We start from the raw sequence: 18,638 nt of genomic DNA on the forward strand, positions 1-18,638 counted from the left end.
GAGTGGAGTTCCCTTCGGTGTTCTTGGTCAGCAGCGGCAGTGGCCGTCGTCGGCCACTGCCGCGTTGGCCTGGAACTGGTTGAGGAAGCCGGTCGTGAGGTCGGTACCGATCCGATAGGCAACGGCCACGGGCACGACCTCGGCGCGGGGGTGCTCGGCCAGCCAGCCCGCGGCGTCCTCATCGGAGGTGAAGTAGTGGACCTGGTTGCAGAAGGAGGACCGGATCGAGGTGATCTGGTCGGGGTTGACCAGCGACACCACCGCGGTGGCGGGTTCGACGCTGGTGACGCCGGCGACGGGGTCGATGGTGACCCGGATCGGCTCGCCGCTGGTCGGGGAGACCGACTCCACGCTCGCCGCGCGCTCGAGCAGGGTCGGAAAGATCAGGGTGTCCAGGGCGCACCAGGTGTAGAGCTCCTCACCGGCCACGGTGAACCGGTGAGGGGTGGGGCGCAGGGTGAGGCCCTGGCCGATGATGCGGCCCTGGTCGTCGTACTCGGTGTCCGGCACCGCGGCCAGACCCGTGCGTACGTCGTCGACCGGACGGCCGGCGGCCGCGGCGAACTGCTCGACGGTGACCGGGCCGCCCTCGACGATCAGCCGCAGCAGCGGGATCAATAGGACGGCGTCAAGGCCGGTCTCTTCGGTGTTGTTGAGTCGTTCGGGCAGTTGCGTCGTGAGCTCCGACATGGCGGTACCTTCTTCATGAGTCGGGTGGAGGCTGTCGGCTGCGGGTCACGCGCAGCAGGACAGCTTGGAGATGTCGGTGGTGAAGGCCTTGGCGGCGATCCGGATGCCTTCGGTCATGGTCAGGTAGGGCGCCCATGCGTCGGCGACCTCGGTGACGGTCTTGCCGAGGATGTGGACACCGGCGGCGGCGAGCTCGCCGGCGTCTTTGGCGACGGCGGTGAGGCCGAGGATCTCGCCGGTCTCAGCGTTGGCGACGATCTTGATGAAGCCGCGGGTGTCGCGGTTGACCAGCGCCCGGGGCACGTAGTCCAGCGGCAGGACGCGGCAGTCGCAGCGGATCCCGGCAGCGAGCACCTGGGCCTCGGTCATCCCGACCGCGCCGATCGCCGGACTGGTGAAGGTCACCCGCGGCAGCCGGCTGTGGTCCACCGACCGCTCAGCGCCAGCGAACGTGTTCTCAGCGACCATGTTGCCGTGGTGGGCGGCGACGTAGACGAACTCGGGGTGCCCGGTCACGTCGCCGGCTGCCCAGATCCGGGGGTTGGAGGACTGCAGTTGGTCGGTGACCACGATCTCGCCCGTGTCGCCGGTCTTCACCTCCACCGCATCGAGGTTCAGCCCATCGGTGACCGGTCGGCGGCCGAGGGCGACGAGGACCTGTTCGGCGTGGAATTCCTGCTCGCCGCCGGAGATGTCAGCGGTGACAACAACCTGGCCCCTGACGTCGTCACGGGCAACGTGGGTCGGGACCGCACGGCGGACCACGCGGATGCCCTCGTCGGCGAAGACCTCCTGCAGCGCCTTGGATACCTCCGGCTCCTCCTTCGACGCCAGCCGGGAACGAACCAGCAGGGTGACCTTCGACCCGAGCCGGGCGAACAGTTGGGCCTGCTCCAAGGCGACGTAGCCGCCGCCGAGCACCAGCAGCGAGTCGGGAACCTTGGTCAACTCCATCGCCGTGGTCGAGGTCAGGTAGCCGGCCTCCTCAAGACCGTCGATCGGTGGGGCCCATGCGCTGGCGCCGGTGGCGACCAGGTAGTGATCAGCGTCGATCGTCTCGACCGCACCGTCAGTCGCGGTGACCTCAAGAACGGGCGCTTCTGGCGTGCCGGCGAACGCAGCGTCGCCGTGGCGGATCTGCCAGCCGTAGGCGTCGGCGACGTCGACGTACTTCTCACCCCGAAGTTCCTCGACGAGGTCCTGCTTGCTGCTGATCAGCGCGGGCATGTCCACGTCGTCCGCTGTGGTGGCGATCCCCGGGAAACGGTTGCCCGCCTCGGCAGCGGTCTGGCGGGCCTCAGCGGCGGCGATGAGCGCCTTCGACGGCACGCAGCCGGTGTTCACGCACGTGCCGCCGAAAGTGCCGCGCTCGATCATCACCACCGACTTGCCGAGCGTGGTCGCGCGGATGGCGGCGGCGAACGCGGCGCCACCCGATCCGATGATCGCAAGGTCGTACCTGGACTGCATCCCGATTCCTCCCCTGAGTCTTGAGAATTGCTCTTGATGCAGCCACAATGGACCTTCCAGTACGGGGGAAGGTCAAGTGCGACCTGTGACACATCGGAGACCCAGATGAGGATCGGCGAACTCGCCGAGGCGGCCGGCACCACCGCCAAGACCCTGCGGTTCTACGAGGAGCAGGGCCTGCTTCCCGCGGCCGAGCGCACCGCGTCGGGATACCGCGACTACGATCCGGAAGCAGCGACTCGGATCGACTTCATCCACCGCGGCCAGGCTGCCGGACTTACCCTCGCGCAGATCAAACAGATCCTCGACATCCGCGATGGAGGCGAGATTCCCTGCGGCCACGTCCGGGACCTCCTAGACGTTCGTCTGAAGGACATTGAGCGCCAGATCTCGGATCTCGTCTCCCTCCGCGACAACGTTGCCGCCCTCCGCGACGCAGCCGCAGAACCCGAACCCGAGACCTGCAACGCCGACGAGGTCTGCAGGTACCTGTAGCCAATCCGAGATGACGCGCGCAGAGGCGGAGCCTCCTGCCGCGACCTTCCTACGTGACCACAACGTTATGGCCAGCAACAGCTAGGCTGACGCCTGCGACCGAGTGTTCAGTGCGCGCTGTATAGTTCAGTGCATGCTGATTATTGCTTCGCGTCTCGACGTGATGAACCGCCTGGGTCGTGCACTGGCCGACCCCACTCGATCCCGGATCATCTTGACCCTGCTCGACCATCCCGCTTACCCGGCGGAACTGGCCCGAGATCTGGACCTGACACGCCCGAACGTGTCCAACCACCTGGCATGCCTGCGCGATTGCGGGATCGTCGTCTCCGAGCCCGAGGGTCGTCGGACACGATATGAGATCGCCGATTCGCACCTGGCGCAGGCGCTGACGGCACTGGTCGATGCCACCCTGGCAGTGGACGAAGACGCCCCGTGCATCGATCCCGCCTGCTCGCTTCCCGGATGCGACGCAGCTGGGGAGGGCGCATGATCCTCACCTCGGTCTTGCAGGCGATGGGCCTGTTCGCAGCGACCAACATCGACGACATCATCGTGCTCTCCCTCTTCTTCGCGCGAGGGGCAGGCCAGCGCGGCACTACCGCCCGCATTCTGGCCGGCCAGTACCTCGGATTCGCCGGCATCCTCGGTGCCGCGGTCCTGGTGACCATCGGCGCCGGAGCATTCCTACCCTCGGCAGCCATCCCGTACTTCGGTCTCATCCCTCTGGGCCTCGGCCTCTGGGCCGCATGGCAGGCCTGGCGCGGAGACGATGACGACGATGACGACGAGGCCAAGGTTGCCGGCAAGAAGGTCGGCGTGTGGACAGTCGCAGGCGTCACCCTTGCCAACGGCGGCGACAACATCGGCGTCTACACCCCTGTCTTCCTCAGCGTGGAACCTCTCGCAGTAGTCGCCTACTGCATCATCTTCCTCGCGCTCGTCGCGGTCCTGGTGGCCCTGGCAAAGTTCGTCGCCACCCGCCCCCCGATCGCCGAAGTGCTCGAACGCTGGGAGCACATCCTCTTCCCCATCGTTCTCATCGGCCTCGGCATCGTGATCCTCGTCAGCGGCGGAGCCTTCGGACTCTGACGTAGCGGCAGCGATCCAAACGGCCCCGACCGGGCGCACCCCTCTCGGTTCAGACCGCGACACCTACCTGCAGCCAGGGAGAGTCGCTCGATCATGAGCGGGGAAAGGCGTCTCATTGACCACCGAGCAACGATGTACCGCACGATCGACCGGAGCGAAGAAGATGAGGTGTCGACAATGAGGGAGGGTCTCGGTGACTGCGGCGGGTCCAGCGACGGCCTCGAGTGGTCGGCCGTGTGGCGGCTGGCATGACCTACTTCGGCCTCGCGGTCACTGGACTCGTGGGGAGCGGAACTGGCAGGGCTTAACGGCCTCGGATGCTCGCGAGCACGAGCTATTCGTGCAGTTCGAATATGTGACGTCGCCAGTAGACCCCGCACCCGACAGCCCCGGCACGCCCCGCGTGCCGGGGCTGTCGGCGTCCTGCCCGCCGTTGCTCCGTACGACGGGCCGCGGCTCCCCGCTGGGCGGATCCGGGACGCCCACATCGCGCTACGCCGTTGCTCCGTGCCGTGAGCCGGGGTTCAGAGCACGGAGCAACGGCGTAGGCGGTCATCCGCGCCCCGAGTCCGCGCCCGCTCGCACCTGCCGGTGATCGTCGCGTGGGTATAACATCGTCACATGACGATGAATAACGTGACGCTCGTCTTCCACGCGCTGTCCGAGCCGACGCGGCTCGCGCTCCTCGAGCACCTGCGCAGCGGCGAGCACCGGGTGCGCGACCTCGTCGACCACATGGGTTTGGCGCAGTCCACCGTGAGCGTCCACCTGGCCTGCCTGCGCGACGCCGGTCTCGTGCAGGTCCGTGCCGAAGGGAGGGCCAGCTGGTTCTCCCTTCGGCATCCGGAGCGTCTGCAGGACCTGCTGCGCTGTGCCGAGGTGCTGGCGGGGGAGGCGACATGAGCCACGGGCACGGTCACTCCCACACGCCGACCTCGGCGGCCCCGGACCGGGGGCTGCGCAACCGGCTGGCGATCGCCTTCGGCATCACGGTGCTCGTCGTCGTCGCGCAGGCCGTGGGTGCCCTGCTCACCGGCAGTCTCGCGCTGCTCACCGACACCGCGCACGCCCTCGCCGACTCCGTGGGGCTGCTCGTCGCCCTCGTCGCCGCGACGATGATGCTGCGGCCGCCGAGCAGCCGGCGGACGTGGGGATTCGCGCGCATCGAGGTCATCGCGGCGCTCGGCCAGGCCTGCCTGCTGCTCGTCGTCGGGCTCTACGCCGCGGTGGAGGGGGTGCGCCGCCTCGTCGAGCCGGCCCAGGTGCCCGCCCGCGAGCTGCTCGTCTTCGGCGTGCTCGGCCTGCTCGCCAACCTCGTCGCCATGACCGTGCTCGCCTCGGGACGGGGGGCCAACGTCAACATGCGCGCGGCCTTCCTCGAGGTCGTGGGCGACGCGCTCGGCTCGCTCGGGGTCATCGTCGCGGCGATCGTCATCGCGACGACCGGCTTCACCCGGGCCGACACGATCGCCGGTCTCTTCATCGCGGCGCTCATCGTGCCGCGGGCGGTGCGGCTGCTGCGGGAGACGACGCGGGTGCTCATGGAGTTCGCCCCCGAGGACGTCGACCTCGACGTCGTGCGCGCCCACGTCCTCGAGCTCGAGCACGTGTGCGAGGTCCACGACCTGCACGCCTCGATGATCGGCACCGGGCTGCCGGTGATCTCGGCCCACGTCGTCATCGACGACGGCTGCTTCGAGTCCGGGCATGCACCGCAGATCCTCGAGCAGATCCGTGGGTGCCTGCGCGAGCACTTCCCGGTCTCCTTCGACCACGCGACGATCCAGCTCGAGACCGCAGCCGTGCGCGAGCGCACGTGCGGGTCGATGGAGCACGTCTGAGGTCGGGCGCCGGCCCGAGCCGTCAGTCCGGGCGCAGGCCCCGCAGGTACACCTCGACGAGCCAGCTGCTCACGTCGGGGACGAGGGCCGAGGCGGCGCTCGGCAGGGGGCGCGTGGCGACCGCCAGGCCCATCTGGAACTGTGCGGCGGTGACGTCCTCGCGGACCAGGCCGGCCCCCTTCGCCAGCTCGACGACCTCACCGACGGCGGCCAGTGCGGCGTCGCGGCGCCGAGAGATCTGGGGGATGACCGTCTCGATGTCGACGCCCTCGACGACGCGGGGCATGAGGGCCGCGACCCGTAGCTCGACGATGTCGGCGACGAAGCCGGGCCAGGCCTCGTGCGGGTTCGTCTGCATCGGCCCCAGCCAGCGCTCGCGGACCTCGTGGATCGTCGCGCTCAGCCACTCGACGACCCCGAGCACGAGGTCCTGCTGGGTGGGGAAGTGGCGGTAGAGGGTGCCCGCCCCGACGCCGGCCTCCTCGGCGATCGCGGAGAGGGGGGCGTCCGGACCACGAGTGGTGTAGAGGCGCCGGGCGGCATCGATGATCGCGGCGCGGTTGGCGCGGGCGTCGGCGCGCACGGGCGCTCCCTTCGACGGTGGCTGACGTGCCAACCACCATAGCGGAGGAATGCTCTCCATTTGTAAATGGAGTTTGATCCTCCGCTTCTAGCCAAGGAGTCGGCCATGGCCACCCGCACCACCAGCTCACCCCGCACGCTCGTCGCGATCGTCGTCGGCATCACGGTCATGGTCGCGCTCATGCTGCTCGCCTTCGCCGCACCGGCGCTCAACTCCGGCCCGAAGGACCTGCCGCTCGCCGTGAGCGGCCCCGAGCAGGCCACCTCGAAGGTCACCGCCGCCCTGGACAAGCAGGCGCCCGGCACCTTCGACGTCACGACCTATGCCACCGAGCAGGAGGGGGCCGAGGCCATCACCGACCGCGAGGCCATCGGTGGCATCACCGTCGGGGCGAAGGGGGTGACCGTCCAGACCGCGACGGGTGCCGGCACGGCCTACACCCAGGTGCTCAAGGGCGTCGGCGCCGGCCTCGAGGAGTCCGGCCAGAAGGTCACCTACGTCGAGCTCGCCCCGACGACCACCGACGACCCGCAGGCCGTCGGTGTCTCGACCCTCGGCCTGCCGCTCGTCTTCGGCGGGATGGCCACGGCCGCGCTGCTCCTGCTCGTCTACAGGGGCTCGACCCTCATGCGCTTCGTCGGTGCGACCGCCATCGCCTTGCTCGCGGGCTTCGTCGCCACCGCGATCCTCCAGCTCGGCTTCGGTGCGCTCGACGGTGACTACTGGCTGACCTCGCTGTCGATCTCCGCGGGGATCCTCGCCATCTCGGCCACCGTGCTCGGTCTCGGCGCGCTCGTCGGCGCCCCCGGCATCGGCATCGGTGCCGTGACGATGCTCTTCGTCGCCAACCCGCTCTCCGGCCTGGCCAACGGCCCGCAGTGGTTGCCCGGGGTCTGGGGCGAGGTCGGGCAGCTGCTGCCCGTCGGTGCGGCCGGCTCGCTCGTCCGCTCGGTCGCCTTCTTCGACGGGGGCGGCGCGATCTCGCACCTCGTCGTCCTCGCCGTGTGGATCGTCCTCGGCGTCGCGCTCGCGGGTCTCGGGGTCGCGCGGCAGGGGCGTGGCACGCACGTCGCGACGGCCGAGCGCGAGGAGGCGCTGGCCTCGGCCTGAACCCGATGTGCCATCACCGTGGCATACTTGTGGCATGGCCAAGGTCAGGGTGAGCACGACGGTTGACGCCGACCTCCTCGAGCGGGCTCGCGCGGCGCACGGGGCAGCGACGGATGCGTCGCTGGTCGAGGCCTCCCTGCAGGCCCTGCTGCGCACCCACCGGGCGGCCGAGATCGACGAGGCCTACCGCAGGGCCTACCGCGAGACACCTGCAGACCTGTCGGACGACTGGGGCGACCTCGGGTCCTTCCTCGACGAGGCGGCGAGGCGCTGAGGGTGGCACTGCCCGCGCGAGGTGAGCTGTGGTGGGCGGACCTGGCGGATGCCGGGGCCAGGCCGGTCGTGGTGCTCAGCCGGGGGGCGGCCATCACGGGTCGCCGCCGGACCCTGGTCGCGCCGTGCAGCACGGTGGTCCGCGACCTGCCGAGCGAGGTGCTCCTCGAGCCCGGCGAGGAACCGGTCGACCGTCTCTGCGCGGCACAGCTGGACGCCGTCACGGACCTGCCGGTGGCCCTCCTCACGCGACGGCTCGGGCGACTGAGCGACGAGGCGGTGCGTCGGCTGTGCGCCGCGCTGGGGGTGGCGACCGGCTGCTCGGACTGACGTCGGCGACCTGACTCGTAGACTTCATCCGATGACCACCTACCTCGACCACGCGGCGACCACGCCGATGACTCCCGCTGCCCGGGAGGCGATGGTCGAGCAGCTCGGGCTCACCGGCAATGCCTCCAGCCTCCACGGCCCCGGGCGCGACGCCCGCCGGGTCGTCGAGGAGTCGCGCGAGCGCATCGCGACCGCCCTCGGGGCCCGACCGAGCGAGATCGTCTTCACCTCCGGCGGGACCGAGGCCGACAACCTCGCCATCACCGGCTCGCTCCGTGCGGCCCGTGCGGCGGACCCCCTTCGCCATCGGGTCGTCGTGAGCGGCGTCGAGCACCACGCCGTCCTCGACGTCGTCGACCACGCGGTGGAGCACGAGGGCGCGCAGGCGACCTTCGTGGCGCCGGGGGAGTGCGGCACCGTCCAGCCCGACGCGGTGCGCGCCGCGATCGAGGAGGACCCCGCGAGCGTCGGTCTCGTCTCGGTCATGTGGGCCAACAACGAGGTCGGCACGGTCCAGGACGTCACGACGATGGCGGCGATCGCCCACGAGCACGGGCTGGCCTTCCACACCGACGCGGTCCAGGCGGCGGGCCACCTGCCCGTCGACTTCGCCGGCAGCGGCGTCGACCTGATGAGCGTCAGCGCGCACAAGTTCGGCGGGCCGCTCGGCATCGGGGCGCTCGTCGCCAAGCGCGATGCGCGGCTCGTCGCCCTGAGCCACGGCGGCGGCCAGGAGCGCGGCGTGCGCTCGGGCACGCTCGACGTGCCGGCGATCCGGGGCTTCGCCGTCGCCCTCACCGAGGCCGTGGAGCAGCGCGAGGCCGAGGCGGCGCGCGTCGGTGCGCTGCGCGACCGCTTCCTCGCCGGCACCCAGGCCCTCGACCTCGGCATCCGGGTCACCGGCTGCTGGGAGCCCGGGGACGTGACGACCCGGCTGCCGGGCAATGCCCACATCACCATCCCCGGGTGCGAGGGCGACTCCATGCTCTACCTGCTCGACGCCGCGGGCATCGCCGTCTCGACCGGCTCGGCCTGCCAGGCCGGCATCCCGCAGCCCTCGCACGTCGTGCTCGCGATGGGGCGCTCCGAGGAGGAGGCACGCGGCTCCCTGCGCGTGTCCTTCGGCTGGACCTCGACCGAGGCCGACGTCGACGCCGTGCTCGCCGCCCTGCCCGAGGCCATCGCCCGCGCGCGACGGGCCAGCGGGGCCGCGTGATGCGCGTCGTCGCCGCGATGAGCGGGGGCGTCGACTCGGCAGTCGCCGCCTCGCGGATGATCGAGGCCGGGCACGACGTCGTCGGGGTCCACCTCGCCCTGGCCAAGAACGCCAAGACGCTGCGCGAGGGCGCCCGCGGCTGCTGCACCATCGAGGACGCCGGTGACGCGCGACGGGTCGCCGACCGACTCGGCATCCCCTTCTACGTCTGGGACATGGCGACCCCCTTCGCCCGGGACGTCGTCGACGACTTCGTCGCCGAGTACGAGGCCGGCCGCACGCCCAACCCCTGCCTGCGCTGCAACGAGAAGATCAAGTTCTCCGCGCTCCTCGACAAGGCGCTGGCCCTCGGCTTCGACGCCGTGGCGACCGGTCACTACGCGCAGATCGTCGACGGTCCCCACGGTCGCGAGCTGCACCGTGCGGTCGACTCCGCCAAGGACCAGTCCTATGTCCTCGGCGTGCTCGACGAGGAGCAGCTGGCGCGCGCCTTCTTCCCCCTCGGCGACACGACGAAGCCGCAGATCCGCGAAGAGGCCGCCGCGCGCGGCTTCGCCGTGGCCAAGAAGCCCGACAGCCACGACATCTGCTTCATCTCCGACGGCGACACCCGGGGCTGGCTGACCCAGCGGCTCGGCGAGCAGCCGGGCGAGATCGTCGACGAGGGCTCCGGCGAGGTCGTCGGCGAGCACCGCGGGGCCTACGGGTTCACCGTCGGTCAGCGGCGCGGGCTCGGCCTGGACCGCTCAGACCTCGACGGCCAGCCGCGCTACGTCACCCGGGTCGAGGCCGCGTCCAACCGGGTCTTCATCGGCACCGCGGACCTGCTCGGCACCGACGAGATCGAGGCCGACCACGTGCGCTGGTGCGGGCCGGCGGCCTCAGGGCGGCACCGCCTCGGCGCGCAGATCCGGGCCCATGGCGAGGAGATCGCGGCGACCGCCGAGGTGGTCACCGATGCTGCTGCCGAAGGGGGTCTTCGTCTCGTGGTCCGTCTCGACGAGGCCGTGCGCGGTGCCGCCCCCGGTCAGTCGATCGTCCTCTACGACGGCACCCGTGTCGTCGGCTCGGGCACCATCGCGCGCGCCGGGCGCGCCGGGCGCGCCGCGAGGGCGAGCGCGTGACCCGGGCGTCCGGTGTCGGGTCCTGGCCCGGCACGCGATCCCGCGAGGCCGTCGTCGCCGTCCGCGACCTGCTCGGCGACGGCATCCCGCACCTGCCCGAGCTGCCGGCGCGGGGCGTCGGCGCCGACATGGTCGGCCGGGCCGCGGCGCTGCTCGAGGGGCTGCACGTCGAGACCCAGCCCTACGGGTGGCGCTTCGCGGGTCGTCCCGGCCATGACGAAGGGAGGGCCCGCGCCCTCCTGCGCGAGGACCTCGACGAGCTCGCCGAGGCCTACGACGGGTGGACCGGCCCGCTGAAGATCCAGGTCACCGGACCGTGGACGCTCGGCGCGACGATCGAGCTGCCGCGCGGTGAGCGGGCGGTCGCCGACCACGGTGCGCGCCGCGACCTCGTCGGGTCTCTCGCCGAGGGACTGCGCGCGCACATCGCCGACATCGAGCGCCTCGTGCCCGGTGCCGAGGTGATCGTCCAGGTCGACGAGCCGGGGCTGCCGGCGGTGCTCGAGGGGCGACTCCCGACCGCCTCGGGCTACGGCACGCTGCGCGCGGTCGACCGCTCGGAGGTCCGTGACGGGCTGCGCGAGGTGCTCGCCGCGGCCGGGGAGCGGACGACGCTTGTGCACTGCTGCGCCGGCGAGGTGCCGGTGCAGCTGGTGCGGGAGAGCGGTGCTCGTGGCATCTCGCTCGACACCTCGCTGCTCGACGGCGCCCGCTGGGAGCAGACCGCCGAGGCCGTCGAGGCGGGCCTGACCCTGTGGGCCGGCGCCGTGCCGACGACCGGCGGCGACTGGCGCACGGCACGGGAGCGGCTCGTCGGTGCCTGGCAGCGGATCGGCCTGCCGGTCTCCGCGCTCGCGGACGTCGTCGTCACACCGGCGTGCGGACTGGCGGGGGCCTCCCCTTCGTCCGCCGTGGCCGTGGCAGCGGTGCGGACCACGACGGATCTTGCCTCGGCCCTCACCGACCTCGCCGCCGGCTGAGCCACCTGCCCCGGCCGGGAAAACTGCGAATGGCCGGGAAAACCGCAGATGACCGCGCAATTGCACGGTCATCTCCGGTTTTCCCGGCCAGCTCAGGATTTCCCGGCCAGAGGCTCGCGGGCCAGAGGCGTCAGGCGGTCGGGGCGTGGATCTCCCGCTTGAGGATCTTGCCCGTCGGGCCCTTGGGCAGCTCGTCGAGGACCCAGACGGTGCGCGGGTACTTGTAGGCCGCGACCCGGTCCTTGACGTACTGCTTGATCTCCTCGAGGTCACCCGAGGCGCCCTCGCGCAGCGACACGGCGGCGCCGACGTCCTCGCCGAGCTCGGGGTGCGGCACGGAGACGACCGCGCACTCGAGGACGTCGGGGTGGGTGTAGAGCACCTCCTCGACCTCGCGCGGGTAGATGTTCATGCCGCCGCGGATGATGAGGTCCTTCTTGCGGTCGACGATCGTGTAGTAGCCGTCCTCGTCGACGCTCGCGATGTCGCCGGTGCGGAACCAGCCGTCCGGGATCGCGGCCTCGGTCGCCTCCGGCTTGTTCCAGTAGCCCTTCATGACGTTGTCGCCGCGGATCGCGATCTCGCCGACGCCCTCGCCGGGACCGACCGCCTGGCCGTCCTCGCCGATGAGCTTCATCTCGCAGCCGGGGATCGCGCGGCCGATCGTGCCGGGCTTGGTCGGCTGGTCGAGCATGTTGAAGGACGCGACCGGCGAGGTCTCGGAGAGGCCGTAGCCCTCGAGGAGGCTGACCTTGAAGGTCTCCTCGAACTCGCGCAGGGTCTCGCCGGGCAGGGACGAGCCACCGGAGACGCAGGTGCGCAGGCTCGAGGTGTCGGTGTCGGCGACCGACGGGTGGTGGAGCATCGCGCCGTACATCGTCGGCACGCCCTCGAAGATCGTCACCTGGTCGCGGGCGATGACCTCGAGCGCCTTGCCGGGGTCGAAGCGGGGGATGAGGGTCAGGGTCGCGCCCTGCAGCACCGCGGTGTTGAGCCCGCAGGTCAGGCCGAAGACGTGGAAGAGCGGCAGGCAGCCCATGATGACGTCCTCGGGCCGGATCCCGATGATGTCCTCGGCGGAGCGCTGCGCGTTGAGCCGCAGGTTGTCGTGGGTGAGCTGGGCCCCCTTCGGCCGGCCGGTGGTGCCGGAGGTGTAGAGGATGACGGCGTCGTCGTCGCCGGCGCGCTCGGTGGGCACGGCGATCGGCTCGCCGGCCGGCAGCGCGTCCTCGGCCGGGCCGACGGGGCCCGAGACGATGACCTGGGTGTCGGTGCCCTCGGCGCCGGCCTGCGCCTCCGCGGCGAAGTCGCCCCAGACGAAGGAGAACTTCGCGCCGGAGTCGGTGTAGAAGTACTCGATCTCGTTGGCCTTGAGCAGGGGGTTCATCGGCACGACGACGCCACCGGCGAGGAGGGTGCCGTAGAAGAGCACGGGGAAGGCCGGGATGTTGGGCAGGATCAGCGAGACCCGGTCGCCGGGCTCGAGGCCGGCAGCACGAAGGGAGCCGGCCGCCTTGGCCGCGAGGCCGTGCAGCTGTGACCACGTCAGCTCGGCATCGTCGAGCTTGATCGCCACCTTGTCCGGGTGGGCCTGGGCTGTGGTGACGAGGTTGCTCGCCAGATTCGTCATCGTCGACTCCTGAATGCTGGTTCGGGTGGACCCATCCAACACGGTCTCCCGCGTGGAGGGAAGAGGTGTCGGGGGTGTGCGGCAGGATGGTCCGGTGAGCGAGATCCCCGAGACGGACGAGTCCGCAGCGCACGCGCAGCCGGAGACCCCCGCCGACGTGCCCGACGAGCTGCGTCAGGAGTGGACCGACCTCGCCGAGCAGGCGACGGCCGCGCAGTTCGCCTACCACGTCAGGGACGCCCCGACGATCAGCGATGCCGAGTACGACCGGCTCATCCGACGGCTGCAGGAGATCGAGGAGGCGCACCCCTCCCTTCGCACGCCGGAGTCGCCGACGCAGCAGGTGGGCGGGGCGATCTTCTCCACCGACTTCACCGCGGTCGACCACCTCGAGCGCATGCTCAGCCTCGACAACGCCTTCGAGGGCGACGACCTGCTCGCGTGGGCGCAGCGCGTCGAGGCCGAGGTGAGCGGCTTCCACTACCTCTGCGAGCTCAAGATCGACGGCGTCGCGATCAACCTGCTCTACGAGGGCGGCAAGCTCACCCGGGCCCTGACCCGCGGCGACGGGCGCACTGGCGAGGACGTCACGCTCAACGTGCGCACCATCGAGGGCATCCCGACCCAGCTCGACGACAGCGTGCACCCCGTGCCCGACCTCGTCGAGATCCGCGGGGAGGTCTTCTTCCGGCTCGAGGACTTCGCCGAGCTCAACGCCGGCCTCGTCGAGGCCGGCAAGGCCCCCTTCGCCAACCCGCGCAACTCCGCCGCGGGATCGTTGCGGCAGAAGGACCCCCGAGTCACGGCCCGCCGCTCGCTCCACATGCTCGTGCACGGCATGGGGCGCCGCGAGGGCTTCGACATCGACAGCCAGAGCCACGCCTACGAGCTCATGGCCGCGTGGGGGCTGCCGACCTCGGCGCACTACCGCGTGCTCGACTCGATCACCCAGGTGCGCGACTTCATCGCCGACGTCGAGCGGCAGCGCCACGACTACGACCACGAGATCGACGGCGTGGTCGTCAAGGTCGACGAGATCGCCGTGCAGCGCCGGCTCGGGTCGACCTCGCGGGCGCCGCGCTGGGCCATCGCGTGGAAGTACCCGCCCGAGGAGGTCAACACGACCCTGCTCGACATCCAGGTCAACGTCGGGCGGACGGGGCGGGTCACCCCCTTCGGCGTCATGGAGCCGGTGACCGTCGCCGGCTCGACCGTCTCGATGGCGACCCTGCACAACGGCCACGAGGTGAAGCGCAAGGGCGTGCTCATCGGCGACACCGTCGTGCTGCGCAAGGCGGGCGACGTCATCCCCGAGATCCTCGGTCCGGTCGTCGAGCTGCGCGACGGCACCGAGCGGGAGTTCGTCATGCCGACGCACTGCCCGGCCTGCGGGACGAAGCTCGCCCCGCAGAAGGAGGGCGACAAGGACATCCGCTGCCCCAACTCGCGCACCTGCCCGAGCCAGCTGCGCGAGCGGCTCTCCTCGCTCGCCGGGCGTGGGGCCTTCGACATCGAGGCGCTCGGTTGGGAGGGCGCCGTCGGGCTGCTCGACTCGGGCGTGCTCACCGACGAGGGAGGCCTCTTCGGCCTCACGGCGCAGGACGTCGCGCGGGTCCCGCTCTTCACGCGGGCCGCCAAGAAGACCGACCCGGAGGAGGCCGTCCACGACGGTCGGGTCCTCTCGGCCAACGGCGCCAAGCTCGTCGACAACCTCCAGCAGGCCAAGCAGCAGCCGCTGTGGCGGGTGCTCGTCGCGCTGTCGATCCGGCACGTCGGGCCGACCGCGGCCCGGGCGCTGGCGCAGCACTTCGGCTCGATGGCCGCGATCCGCGAAGCCGACGAGGAGGCCCTGGCCGACGTCGAGGGCGTCGGGCCGACGATCGCGGCCTCGGTGCGTGAGTGGTTCGACGGCGAGGGCAATGACTGGCACCGCGGCATCGTCGACCAGTGGGCGGCCGACGGTGTGCGCATGGAGGACGAGCGCGACGAGTCGATCCGGCAGACCCTCGAGGGTGTCACCGTCGTCGTCACCGGTTCGCTCGAGCGCTACTCCCGCGACTCCGCCAAGGAGGCGATCCTCGAGCGCGGCGGCAAGGCCTCGGGCTCGGTGAGCAAGAAGACCGACTGGGTCGTCGTCGGCGACAACGCCGGCACCAAGGAGGCCAAGGCCCGCGAGCTCGGCCGTCCGATCCTCACCGAGGACGAGTTCACCGAGCTGCTCGAGACGGGTGCCGTGGCGCGTTTCGCCGACGGTGATGGCGAAGGGGGCGACCGCGCCGGTGACACGGGTGGCGCCGACGGATGAGCGGCATCGACCGGGCCACCGCCCAGTGGTACGTCGACACCGCCCTGGCCAAGCTGCTCGCCCGGGCCGACGAGCTCGCCGACGCCGGGGGAGACGAGCTGCTCTGCCGGCGGCCCGACGTCGAGGGGGCCAACAGCGTCTACGCGCTCGTCGTCCACTGCTGCGGTGTCATGGAGCGCTGGGGCGGCGAGACGATCGCCGGTCGCGAGATCCATCGCGACCGGGCTGCGGAGTTCACCGCGACGGGCAGCATCGACCAGCTCGAGGCGCTCGTCGCCGCGCAGCGGCGGCGCTGGGTCGAGGACCTCGCCGACTACGACGCCGGCGCGGCGCCGCGGGGCCCCGACGGCTGGGAGGAGGGCGACCCCGAGCCGACGACGCAGGGCTTCGTCGTCCTGCACGTCATCGAGGAGCTCTACCAGCACCTCGGCCACGTCGACCTGACCGTCGACCTCGTGCTCGGCCGCTGAACCCGGGAGCGGGTCACCCTGCAAAACCCTAGGGTCGTGCAGGGTTGGAGCCGGACGACGAAAGGGGATGGGCCCCCTTCGCCAACCCCGCCGTTGGCGCACAGGGGCCCGACCTCACTACGGTCGGGGGGTGAGCACCGAGAGCACGACCCCTGACGCGCCCGAGACGACCGAGACGACCGAGCCGGAGGGGCCCACCTTCGCCGACCTCGGCCTCGACGATCGGGTCGTGCGGTCCCTGCGGGACATCGGCTACGAGCGGCCATCTCCGATCCAGGCCGCGACGATCCCGGCGCTGCTCGAGGGACGCCACGTCGTGGGCCTCGCACAGACCGGCACCGGCAAGACGGCGGCCTTCGCGCTGCCGGTCCTCAGCCGCCTCGACCCCAAGCAGAAGGCGCCGCAGGCGCTCATCCTCGCGCCGACCCGCGAGCTCGCGCTGCAGGTCTGCGAGGCGATCGAGAAGTACTCGGCCCGCATGCCCGGCGTGCGCGTGCTCCCGGTCTACGGCGGCCAGGGCTACGGCGTGCAGCTGAGCGCCCTGCGGCGCGGCGTGCACATCGTCGTCGGCACGCCGGGGCGGATCATGGACCACCTCGACAAGGGCACGCTCGATCTGTCGCAGCTGCGCTTCCTCGTGCTCGACGAGGCCGACGAGATGCTCAAGATGGGCTTCGCCGAGGACGTCGAGACGATCCTGTCCGCGACGCCCGAGGACAAGCACGTCGCCCTCTTCAGCGCGACGATGCCCGCGCAGATCCGCCGGATCTCGAAGAAGTACCTCACCGACGCCCTCGAGATCACCGTCGAGCGCAAGACGACGACGGCGCCCAACATCACCCAGCGCCACCTTTTCGTCTCCTACCCGCAGAAGGTCGAGGCGCTCACCCGCATCCTCGAGGTGGAGAACTTCGAGGCGATGATCGTCTTCGTCCGCACGAAGAACGAGACCGAGATGCTCGCGGAGCGGCTGCGGGCGCGGGGCTTCTCCGCCGCCGCGATCAACGGCGACGTCGCGCAGGCGCAGCGCGAGCGGACGGTCAGCCAGCTCAAGTCGGGCAAGCTCGACATCCTCGTCGCGACCGACGTCGCCGCCCGCGGTCTCGACGTCGAGCGGATCAGCCACGTCGTCAACTACGACATCCCCACGGACACCGAGTCCTACGTCCACCGCATCGGCCGCACCGGTCGCGCCGGCCGCTCCGGCGACGCGATCTCCTTCGTCACCCCCCGCGAGCGGCACCTGCTCAAGGCGATCGAGAAGGCCACGCGCACGACGCTGACCGAGATGTCGATGCCGAGCGTCGAGGACATCAACGCCAGTCGGCTGGGCAAGCTCGACGACCGGATCACCGCGGCCCTCTCCTCGCCCGACCTGGCGACCTTCCGCGACGTCGTCGGCCACTACGTGCGTGAGCACGACGTGCCCGAGGGCGATGTCGCGGCCGCGCTGGCGATCGTCCTGCAGGGCGACGAGCCGATGCTCCTCGACCCCGACCCGGTGCGCCCGCCCCGTCGCGAGCGCGACGACCGTGCTCCCCGACGTGACCGTGAGGGCGAAGGGGGGCGCCGCGGTGACCGTGGTCCGCGCGGCTCCTCGGGCCCCATGGGGTCCTACCGGATCGCCGTCGGCCGCCGGCACAAGGTCGAGCCGCGGCAGATCGTCGGTGCCCTGGCCAACGAAGGGGGTCTGCGTCGCGAGGACTTCGGCCACATCGACATCCGGGGTGACCACTCGATCGTCGAGCTGCCGGCGACGCTGCCCGAGGGCACGGTCGAGCGGTTGCGCAGCACGCGGATCTCGGGGCAGCTCATCGAGCTGCGCGAGTGGCAGGAGCGCGGTGGCGGTCGCGGCGGGCCGCGCCGTGACAAGCCGCCCTACGGCAAGAAGTCCTTCGACAAGAAGCCGCACCGCAAGGGCCGACGCGACTGATGGTCGCCGAGCTCGACCCGGTGGACCGGCTGCTCCTCGACGAGCTGGGTGAGGTCCCCTCCGGGCGGGTCGTCGTGCTCGGCGACGAGACCGGGGCTCTCGCCCGGGCGCTCGTCGAGCGGGCCGGGGCGTCAACTCTGCAGGACCCTAGGGTCTTGCAGGGTTGGGCGGGTGCAGGGGAGCAGGTCGTCGCGCACAGCGACTCGCTCGTCGCCGAGCGGCAGGTGGCGCAGGCGCTCGCCGGTGCATCGGGCGGGGGCGAGGTCGTGCCGGACCTCGCCGAGGCCCTCACCGGCGCCGCGCTCGTCGTGCTGCGGCTGCCGAAGTCGCTCGACGCCCTCGACGAGATCGCCCGCACCGCAGCGTTGCTCGGCACGGACGACGTGCGCGTCGTCGCCGGTGGTCGGGTCAAGCACATGACGCCGTCGATGAACGAGGTGCTCGGCGCGAGCTTCGAGCAGGTGCACGCCAGCCTCGGCCGGCAGAAGTCACGTGTCCTGCACGCCGCTGGCCCGCGGACCGTCGAGCAGGTCTGGCCGAGGCAGCGACACCACGCCGACCTCGACCTGACGATCCACGCGCACGGGGCAGCCTTCGCCGGCACACGCATCGACGCGGGCACCCGGCTGCTCCTCGGTCAGCTCGACCGGCTCTCCGGCACCGACGGCACCGTCGTCGACCTGGGTTGCGGCACAGGGGTGCTCGCGTCCGTGCTCGCCCGGCGCTTCGACGACGTCGTCGCGATCGACGTCTCCGCGGCCGCGGTCGCGTCTGCGCAGCTGACGACCGCAGGGGCAGCCGACGTCCGCCGAGGTGACGGGCTCACGGACCTGGCCGACGCGTCCGTCGCCACGATCGTGAGCAATCCCCCCTTCCACGTCGGCACCGCGAAGGACTCGACCCCGACGCTGGCGATGATCGCCGACGCGAAGCGGGTGCTGCGGCCCGGCGGCGAGCTCGTCCTCGTCTACAACTCGCACCTGCCCTACCTGCCGCGGCTGCGCGAGGTGGGGCCGACGGAGATCCTCGCCCGCGACCGCAGCTATCTCGTCACCCGCACCGTGCGGGCATGACGAAGGGGGGCGCACCGACCGGT

General features: G+C 71.3%; 19 protein-coding genes. 15 read left to right on the forward strand and 4 right to left on the reverse strand.

Annotation, left to right across the window (positions count from 1 at the left end; genetic code table 11):
• Positions 1-27: 27 nt before the first annotated feature.
• Complete coding sequence (gene merB / locus ACQBJO_RS04960) at positions 28-690, reverse strand: organomercurial lyase MerB (RefSeq protein WP_155048750.1); 663 nt, start codon at positions 688-690, stop codon at positions 28-30.
• Positions 691-735: 45 nt separating this feature from the next.
• Positions 736-2,160: a mercury(II) reductase gene (gene merA / locus ACQBJO_RS04965; protein ID WP_005882720.1), complete on the reverse strand. Its 1,425-nt coding sequence runs from the start codon at positions 2,158-2,160 to the stop codon at positions 736-738.
• A gap of 105 nt (positions 2,161-2,265) precedes the next feature.
• Here merA and ACQBJO_RS04970 point away from each other — a divergent pair, with 105 nt between their 5' ends.
• The 5 genes from ACQBJO_RS04970 (at position 2,266) to ACQBJO_RS04990 (ending at position 5,588) form a co-directional block, all read left to right on the forward strand.
• Entirely contained in the window at positions 2,266-2,655 is a 390-nt protein-coding gene (locus ACQBJO_RS04970; RefSeq protein ID WP_040347802.1) for a heavy metal-responsive transcriptional regulator, read from the forward strand.
• A gap of 133 nt (positions 2,656-2,788) precedes the next feature.
• Entirely contained in the window at positions 2,789-3,148 is a 360-nt protein-coding gene (cmtR, locus tag ACQBJO_RS04975) for a Cd(II)/Pb(II)-sensing metalloregulatory transcriptional regulator CmtR (protein WP_084449591.1), read from the forward strand.
• On the forward strand, positions 3,145-3,747 hold the full coding sequence (locus ACQBJO_RS04980) for a cadmium resistance transporter (RefSeq protein WP_094364785.1): 603 nt from the start codon (positions 3,145-3,147) through the stop codon (positions 3,745-3,747). Before cmtR ends, ACQBJO_RS04980 begins: the two co-directional genes overlap by 4 nt.
• 621 nt (positions 3,748-4,368) lie before the next feature.
• Positions 4,369-4,650, forward strand: a complete 282-nt coding sequence (locus ACQBJO_RS04985) for an ArsR/SmtB family transcription factor (protein ID WP_421006940.1) — start codon at positions 4,369-4,371, stop codon at positions 4,648-4,650.
• Positions 4,647-5,588 carry a cation diffusion facilitator family transporter gene (locus ACQBJO_RS04990; protein ID WP_421006939.1) on the forward strand — a complete coding sequence of 314 codons (942 nt, stop codon included), beginning with the start codon at positions 4,647-4,649 and terminating at the stop codon, positions 5,586-5,588. Before ACQBJO_RS04985 ends, ACQBJO_RS04990 begins: the two co-directional genes overlap by 4 nt.
• A gap of 22 nt (positions 5,589-5,610) precedes the next feature.
• Here the strand turns inward: ACQBJO_RS04990 and ACQBJO_RS04995 are convergent, their stop codons facing one another.
• Positions 5,611-6,171 carry a TetR/AcrR family transcriptional regulator gene (locus ACQBJO_RS04995; protein ID WP_421006938.1) on the reverse strand — a complete coding sequence of 187 codons (561 nt, stop codon included), beginning with the start codon at positions 6,169-6,171 and terminating at the stop codon, positions 5,611-5,613.
• Positions 6,172-6,276: 105 nt separating this feature from the next.
• Between ACQBJO_RS04995 and ACQBJO_RS05000 the strand changes: the two genes are divergently transcribed.
• From ACQBJO_RS05000 to ACQBJO_RS05025, 6 genes are read left to right on the forward strand one after another with little or no spacing between them, the layout of a single operon-like run.
• Complete coding sequence (locus tag ACQBJO_RS05000) at positions 6,277-7,281, forward strand: ABC transporter permease (RefSeq protein ID WP_421006937.1); 1,005 nt, start codon at positions 6,277-6,279, stop codon at positions 7,279-7,281.
• Between the two features lie 34 nt (positions 7,282-7,315).
• Positions 7,316-7,555 (forward strand): antitoxin MazE5, encoded by a 240-nt coding sequence (locus ACQBJO_RS05005; RefSeq protein ID WP_421006936.1) that lies wholly within the window; start codon positions 7,316-7,318, stop codon positions 7,553-7,555.
• A gap of 2 nt (positions 7,556-7,557) precedes the next feature.
• Positions 7,558-7,884, forward strand: coding sequence for a type II toxin-antitoxin system PemK/MazF family toxin (locus ACQBJO_RS05010; RefSeq protein ID WP_421006935.1), 327 nt, complete (start codon positions 7,558-7,560; stop codon positions 7,882-7,884).
• A gap of 31 nt (positions 7,885-7,915) precedes the next feature.
• Positions 7,916-9,100 carry a cysteine desulfurase family protein gene (locus tag ACQBJO_RS05015; RefSeq protein WP_255185664.1) on the forward strand — a complete coding sequence of 395 codons (1,185 nt, stop codon included), beginning with the start codon at positions 7,916-7,918 and terminating at the stop codon, positions 9,098-9,100.
• On the forward strand, positions 9,100-10,224 hold the full coding sequence (mnmA, locus tag ACQBJO_RS05020; protein ID WP_421007267.1) for a tRNA 2-thiouridine(34) synthase MnmA: 1,125 nt from the start codon (positions 9,100-9,102) through the stop codon (positions 10,222-10,224). The genes ACQBJO_RS05015 and mnmA overlap by 1 nt, the downstream gene beginning before the upstream one ends.
• Positions 10,221-11,204, forward strand: a complete 984-nt coding sequence (locus ACQBJO_RS05025; protein WP_421006934.1) for a methionine synthase — start codon at positions 10,221-10,223, stop codon at positions 11,202-11,204. The genes mnmA and ACQBJO_RS05025 overlap by 4 nt, the downstream gene beginning before the upstream one ends.
• A 130-nt stretch (positions 11,205-11,334) precedes the next feature.
• On the opposite strand, the gene ACQBJO_RS05030 is transcribed toward ACQBJO_RS05025, so the two are convergent.
• Positions 11,335-12,834 (reverse strand): long-chain-fatty-acid--CoA ligase, encoded by a 1,500-nt coding sequence (locus ACQBJO_RS05030; RefSeq protein WP_421006933.1) that lies wholly within the window; start codon positions 12,832-12,834, stop codon positions 11,335-11,337.
• A 94-nt stretch (positions 12,835-12,928) separates the two neighbouring features.
• On the opposite strand from ACQBJO_RS05030, the gene ligA reads away from it, so the two are divergent.
• From ligA to ACQBJO_RS05050, 4 genes are all read left to right on the forward strand, one after another.
• Positions 12,929-15,139, forward strand: a complete 2,211-nt coding sequence (gene ligA, locus ACQBJO_RS05035) for an NAD-dependent DNA ligase LigA (RefSeq protein WP_421006932.1) — start codon at positions 12,929-12,931, stop codon at positions 15,137-15,139.
• Entirely contained in the window at positions 15,136-15,609 is a 474-nt protein-coding gene (locus ACQBJO_RS05040; RefSeq protein WP_421006931.1) for a DinB family protein, read from the forward strand. The genes ligA and ACQBJO_RS05040 overlap by 4 nt, the downstream gene beginning before the upstream one ends.
• Before the next feature lie 130 nt (positions 15,610-15,739).
• On the forward strand, positions 15,740-17,542 hold the full coding sequence (locus tag ACQBJO_RS05045) for a DEAD/DEAH box helicase (protein ID WP_421006930.1): 1,803 nt from the start codon (positions 15,740-15,742) through the stop codon (positions 17,540-17,542).
• The gene (locus ACQBJO_RS05050; RefSeq protein WP_421006929.1) at positions 17,542-18,615 is read left to right on the forward strand and encodes a class I SAM-dependent methyltransferase; all 1,074 of its coding nucleotides are present in this window, start codon (positions 17,542-17,544) and stop codon (positions 18,613-18,615) included. Before ACQBJO_RS05045 ends, ACQBJO_RS05050 begins: the two co-directional genes overlap by 1 nt.
• The last annotated feature ends 23 nt before the right edge of the window (positions 18,616-18,638 follow it).

The sequence above is a fragment of the Janibacter zhangyanbonis genome (genome assembly GCF_050507325.1).
GTDB lineage: Bacteria > Actinomycetota > Actinomycetes > Actinomycetales > Dermatophilaceae > Janibacter.

Bases quoted from the DNA above. Each gene is read 5' to 3' on its own strand.
- merB (WP_155048750.1), bottom strand. From the start codon at position 690: ATGTCGGAGCTCACGACGCAACTGCCCGAACGACTCAACAACACCGAA.
- merA (WP_005882720.1), bottom strand. From the start codon at position 2,160: ATGCAGTCCAGGTACGACCTTGCGATCATCGGATCGGGTGGCGCCGCG.
- ACQBJO_RS04970 (WP_040347802.1), top strand. From the start codon at position 2,266: ATGAGGATCGGCGAACTCGCCGAGGCGGCCGGCACCACCGCCAAGACC.
- cmtR (WP_084449591.1), top strand. From the start codon at position 2,789: ATGCTGATTATTGCTTCGCGTCTCGACGTGATGAACCGCCTGGGTCGT.
- ACQBJO_RS04980 (WP_094364785.1), top strand. From the start codon at position 3,145: ATGATCCTCACCTCGGTCTTGCAGGCGATGGGCCTGTTCGCAGCGACC.
- ACQBJO_RS04985 (WP_421006940.1), top strand. From the start codon at position 4,369: ATGACGATGAATAACGTGACGCTCGTCTTCCACGCGCTGTCCGAGCCG.
- ACQBJO_RS04990 (WP_421006939.1), top strand. From the start codon at position 4,647: ATGAGCCACGGGCACGGTCACTCCCACACGCCGACCTCGGCGGCCCCG.
- ACQBJO_RS05000 (WP_421006937.1), top strand. From the start codon at position 6,277: ATGGCCACCCGCACCACCAGCTCACCCCGCACGCTCGTCGCGATCGTC.
- ACQBJO_RS05005 (WP_421006936.1), top strand. From the start codon at position 7,316: ATGGCCAAGGTCAGGGTGAGCACGACGGTTGACGCCGACCTCCTCGAG.
- ACQBJO_RS05015 (WP_255185664.1), top strand. From the start codon at position 7,916: ATGACCACCTACCTCGACCACGCGGCGACCACGCCGATGACTCCCGCT.
- mnmA (WP_421007267.1), top strand. From the start codon at position 9,100: ATGCGCGTCGTCGCCGCGATGAGCGGGGGCGTCGACTCGGCAGTCGCC.
- ACQBJO_RS05030 (WP_421006933.1), bottom strand. From the start codon at position 12,834: ATGACGAATCTGGCGAGCAACCTCGTCACCACAGCCCAGGCCCACCCG.
- ACQBJO_RS05040 (WP_421006931.1), top strand. From the start codon at position 15,136: ATGAGCGGCATCGACCGGGCCACCGCCCAGTGGTACGTCGACACCGCC.
- ACQBJO_RS05050 (WP_421006929.1), top strand. From the start codon at position 17,542: ATGGTCGCCGAGCTCGACCCGGTGGACCGGCTGCTCCTCGACGAGCTG.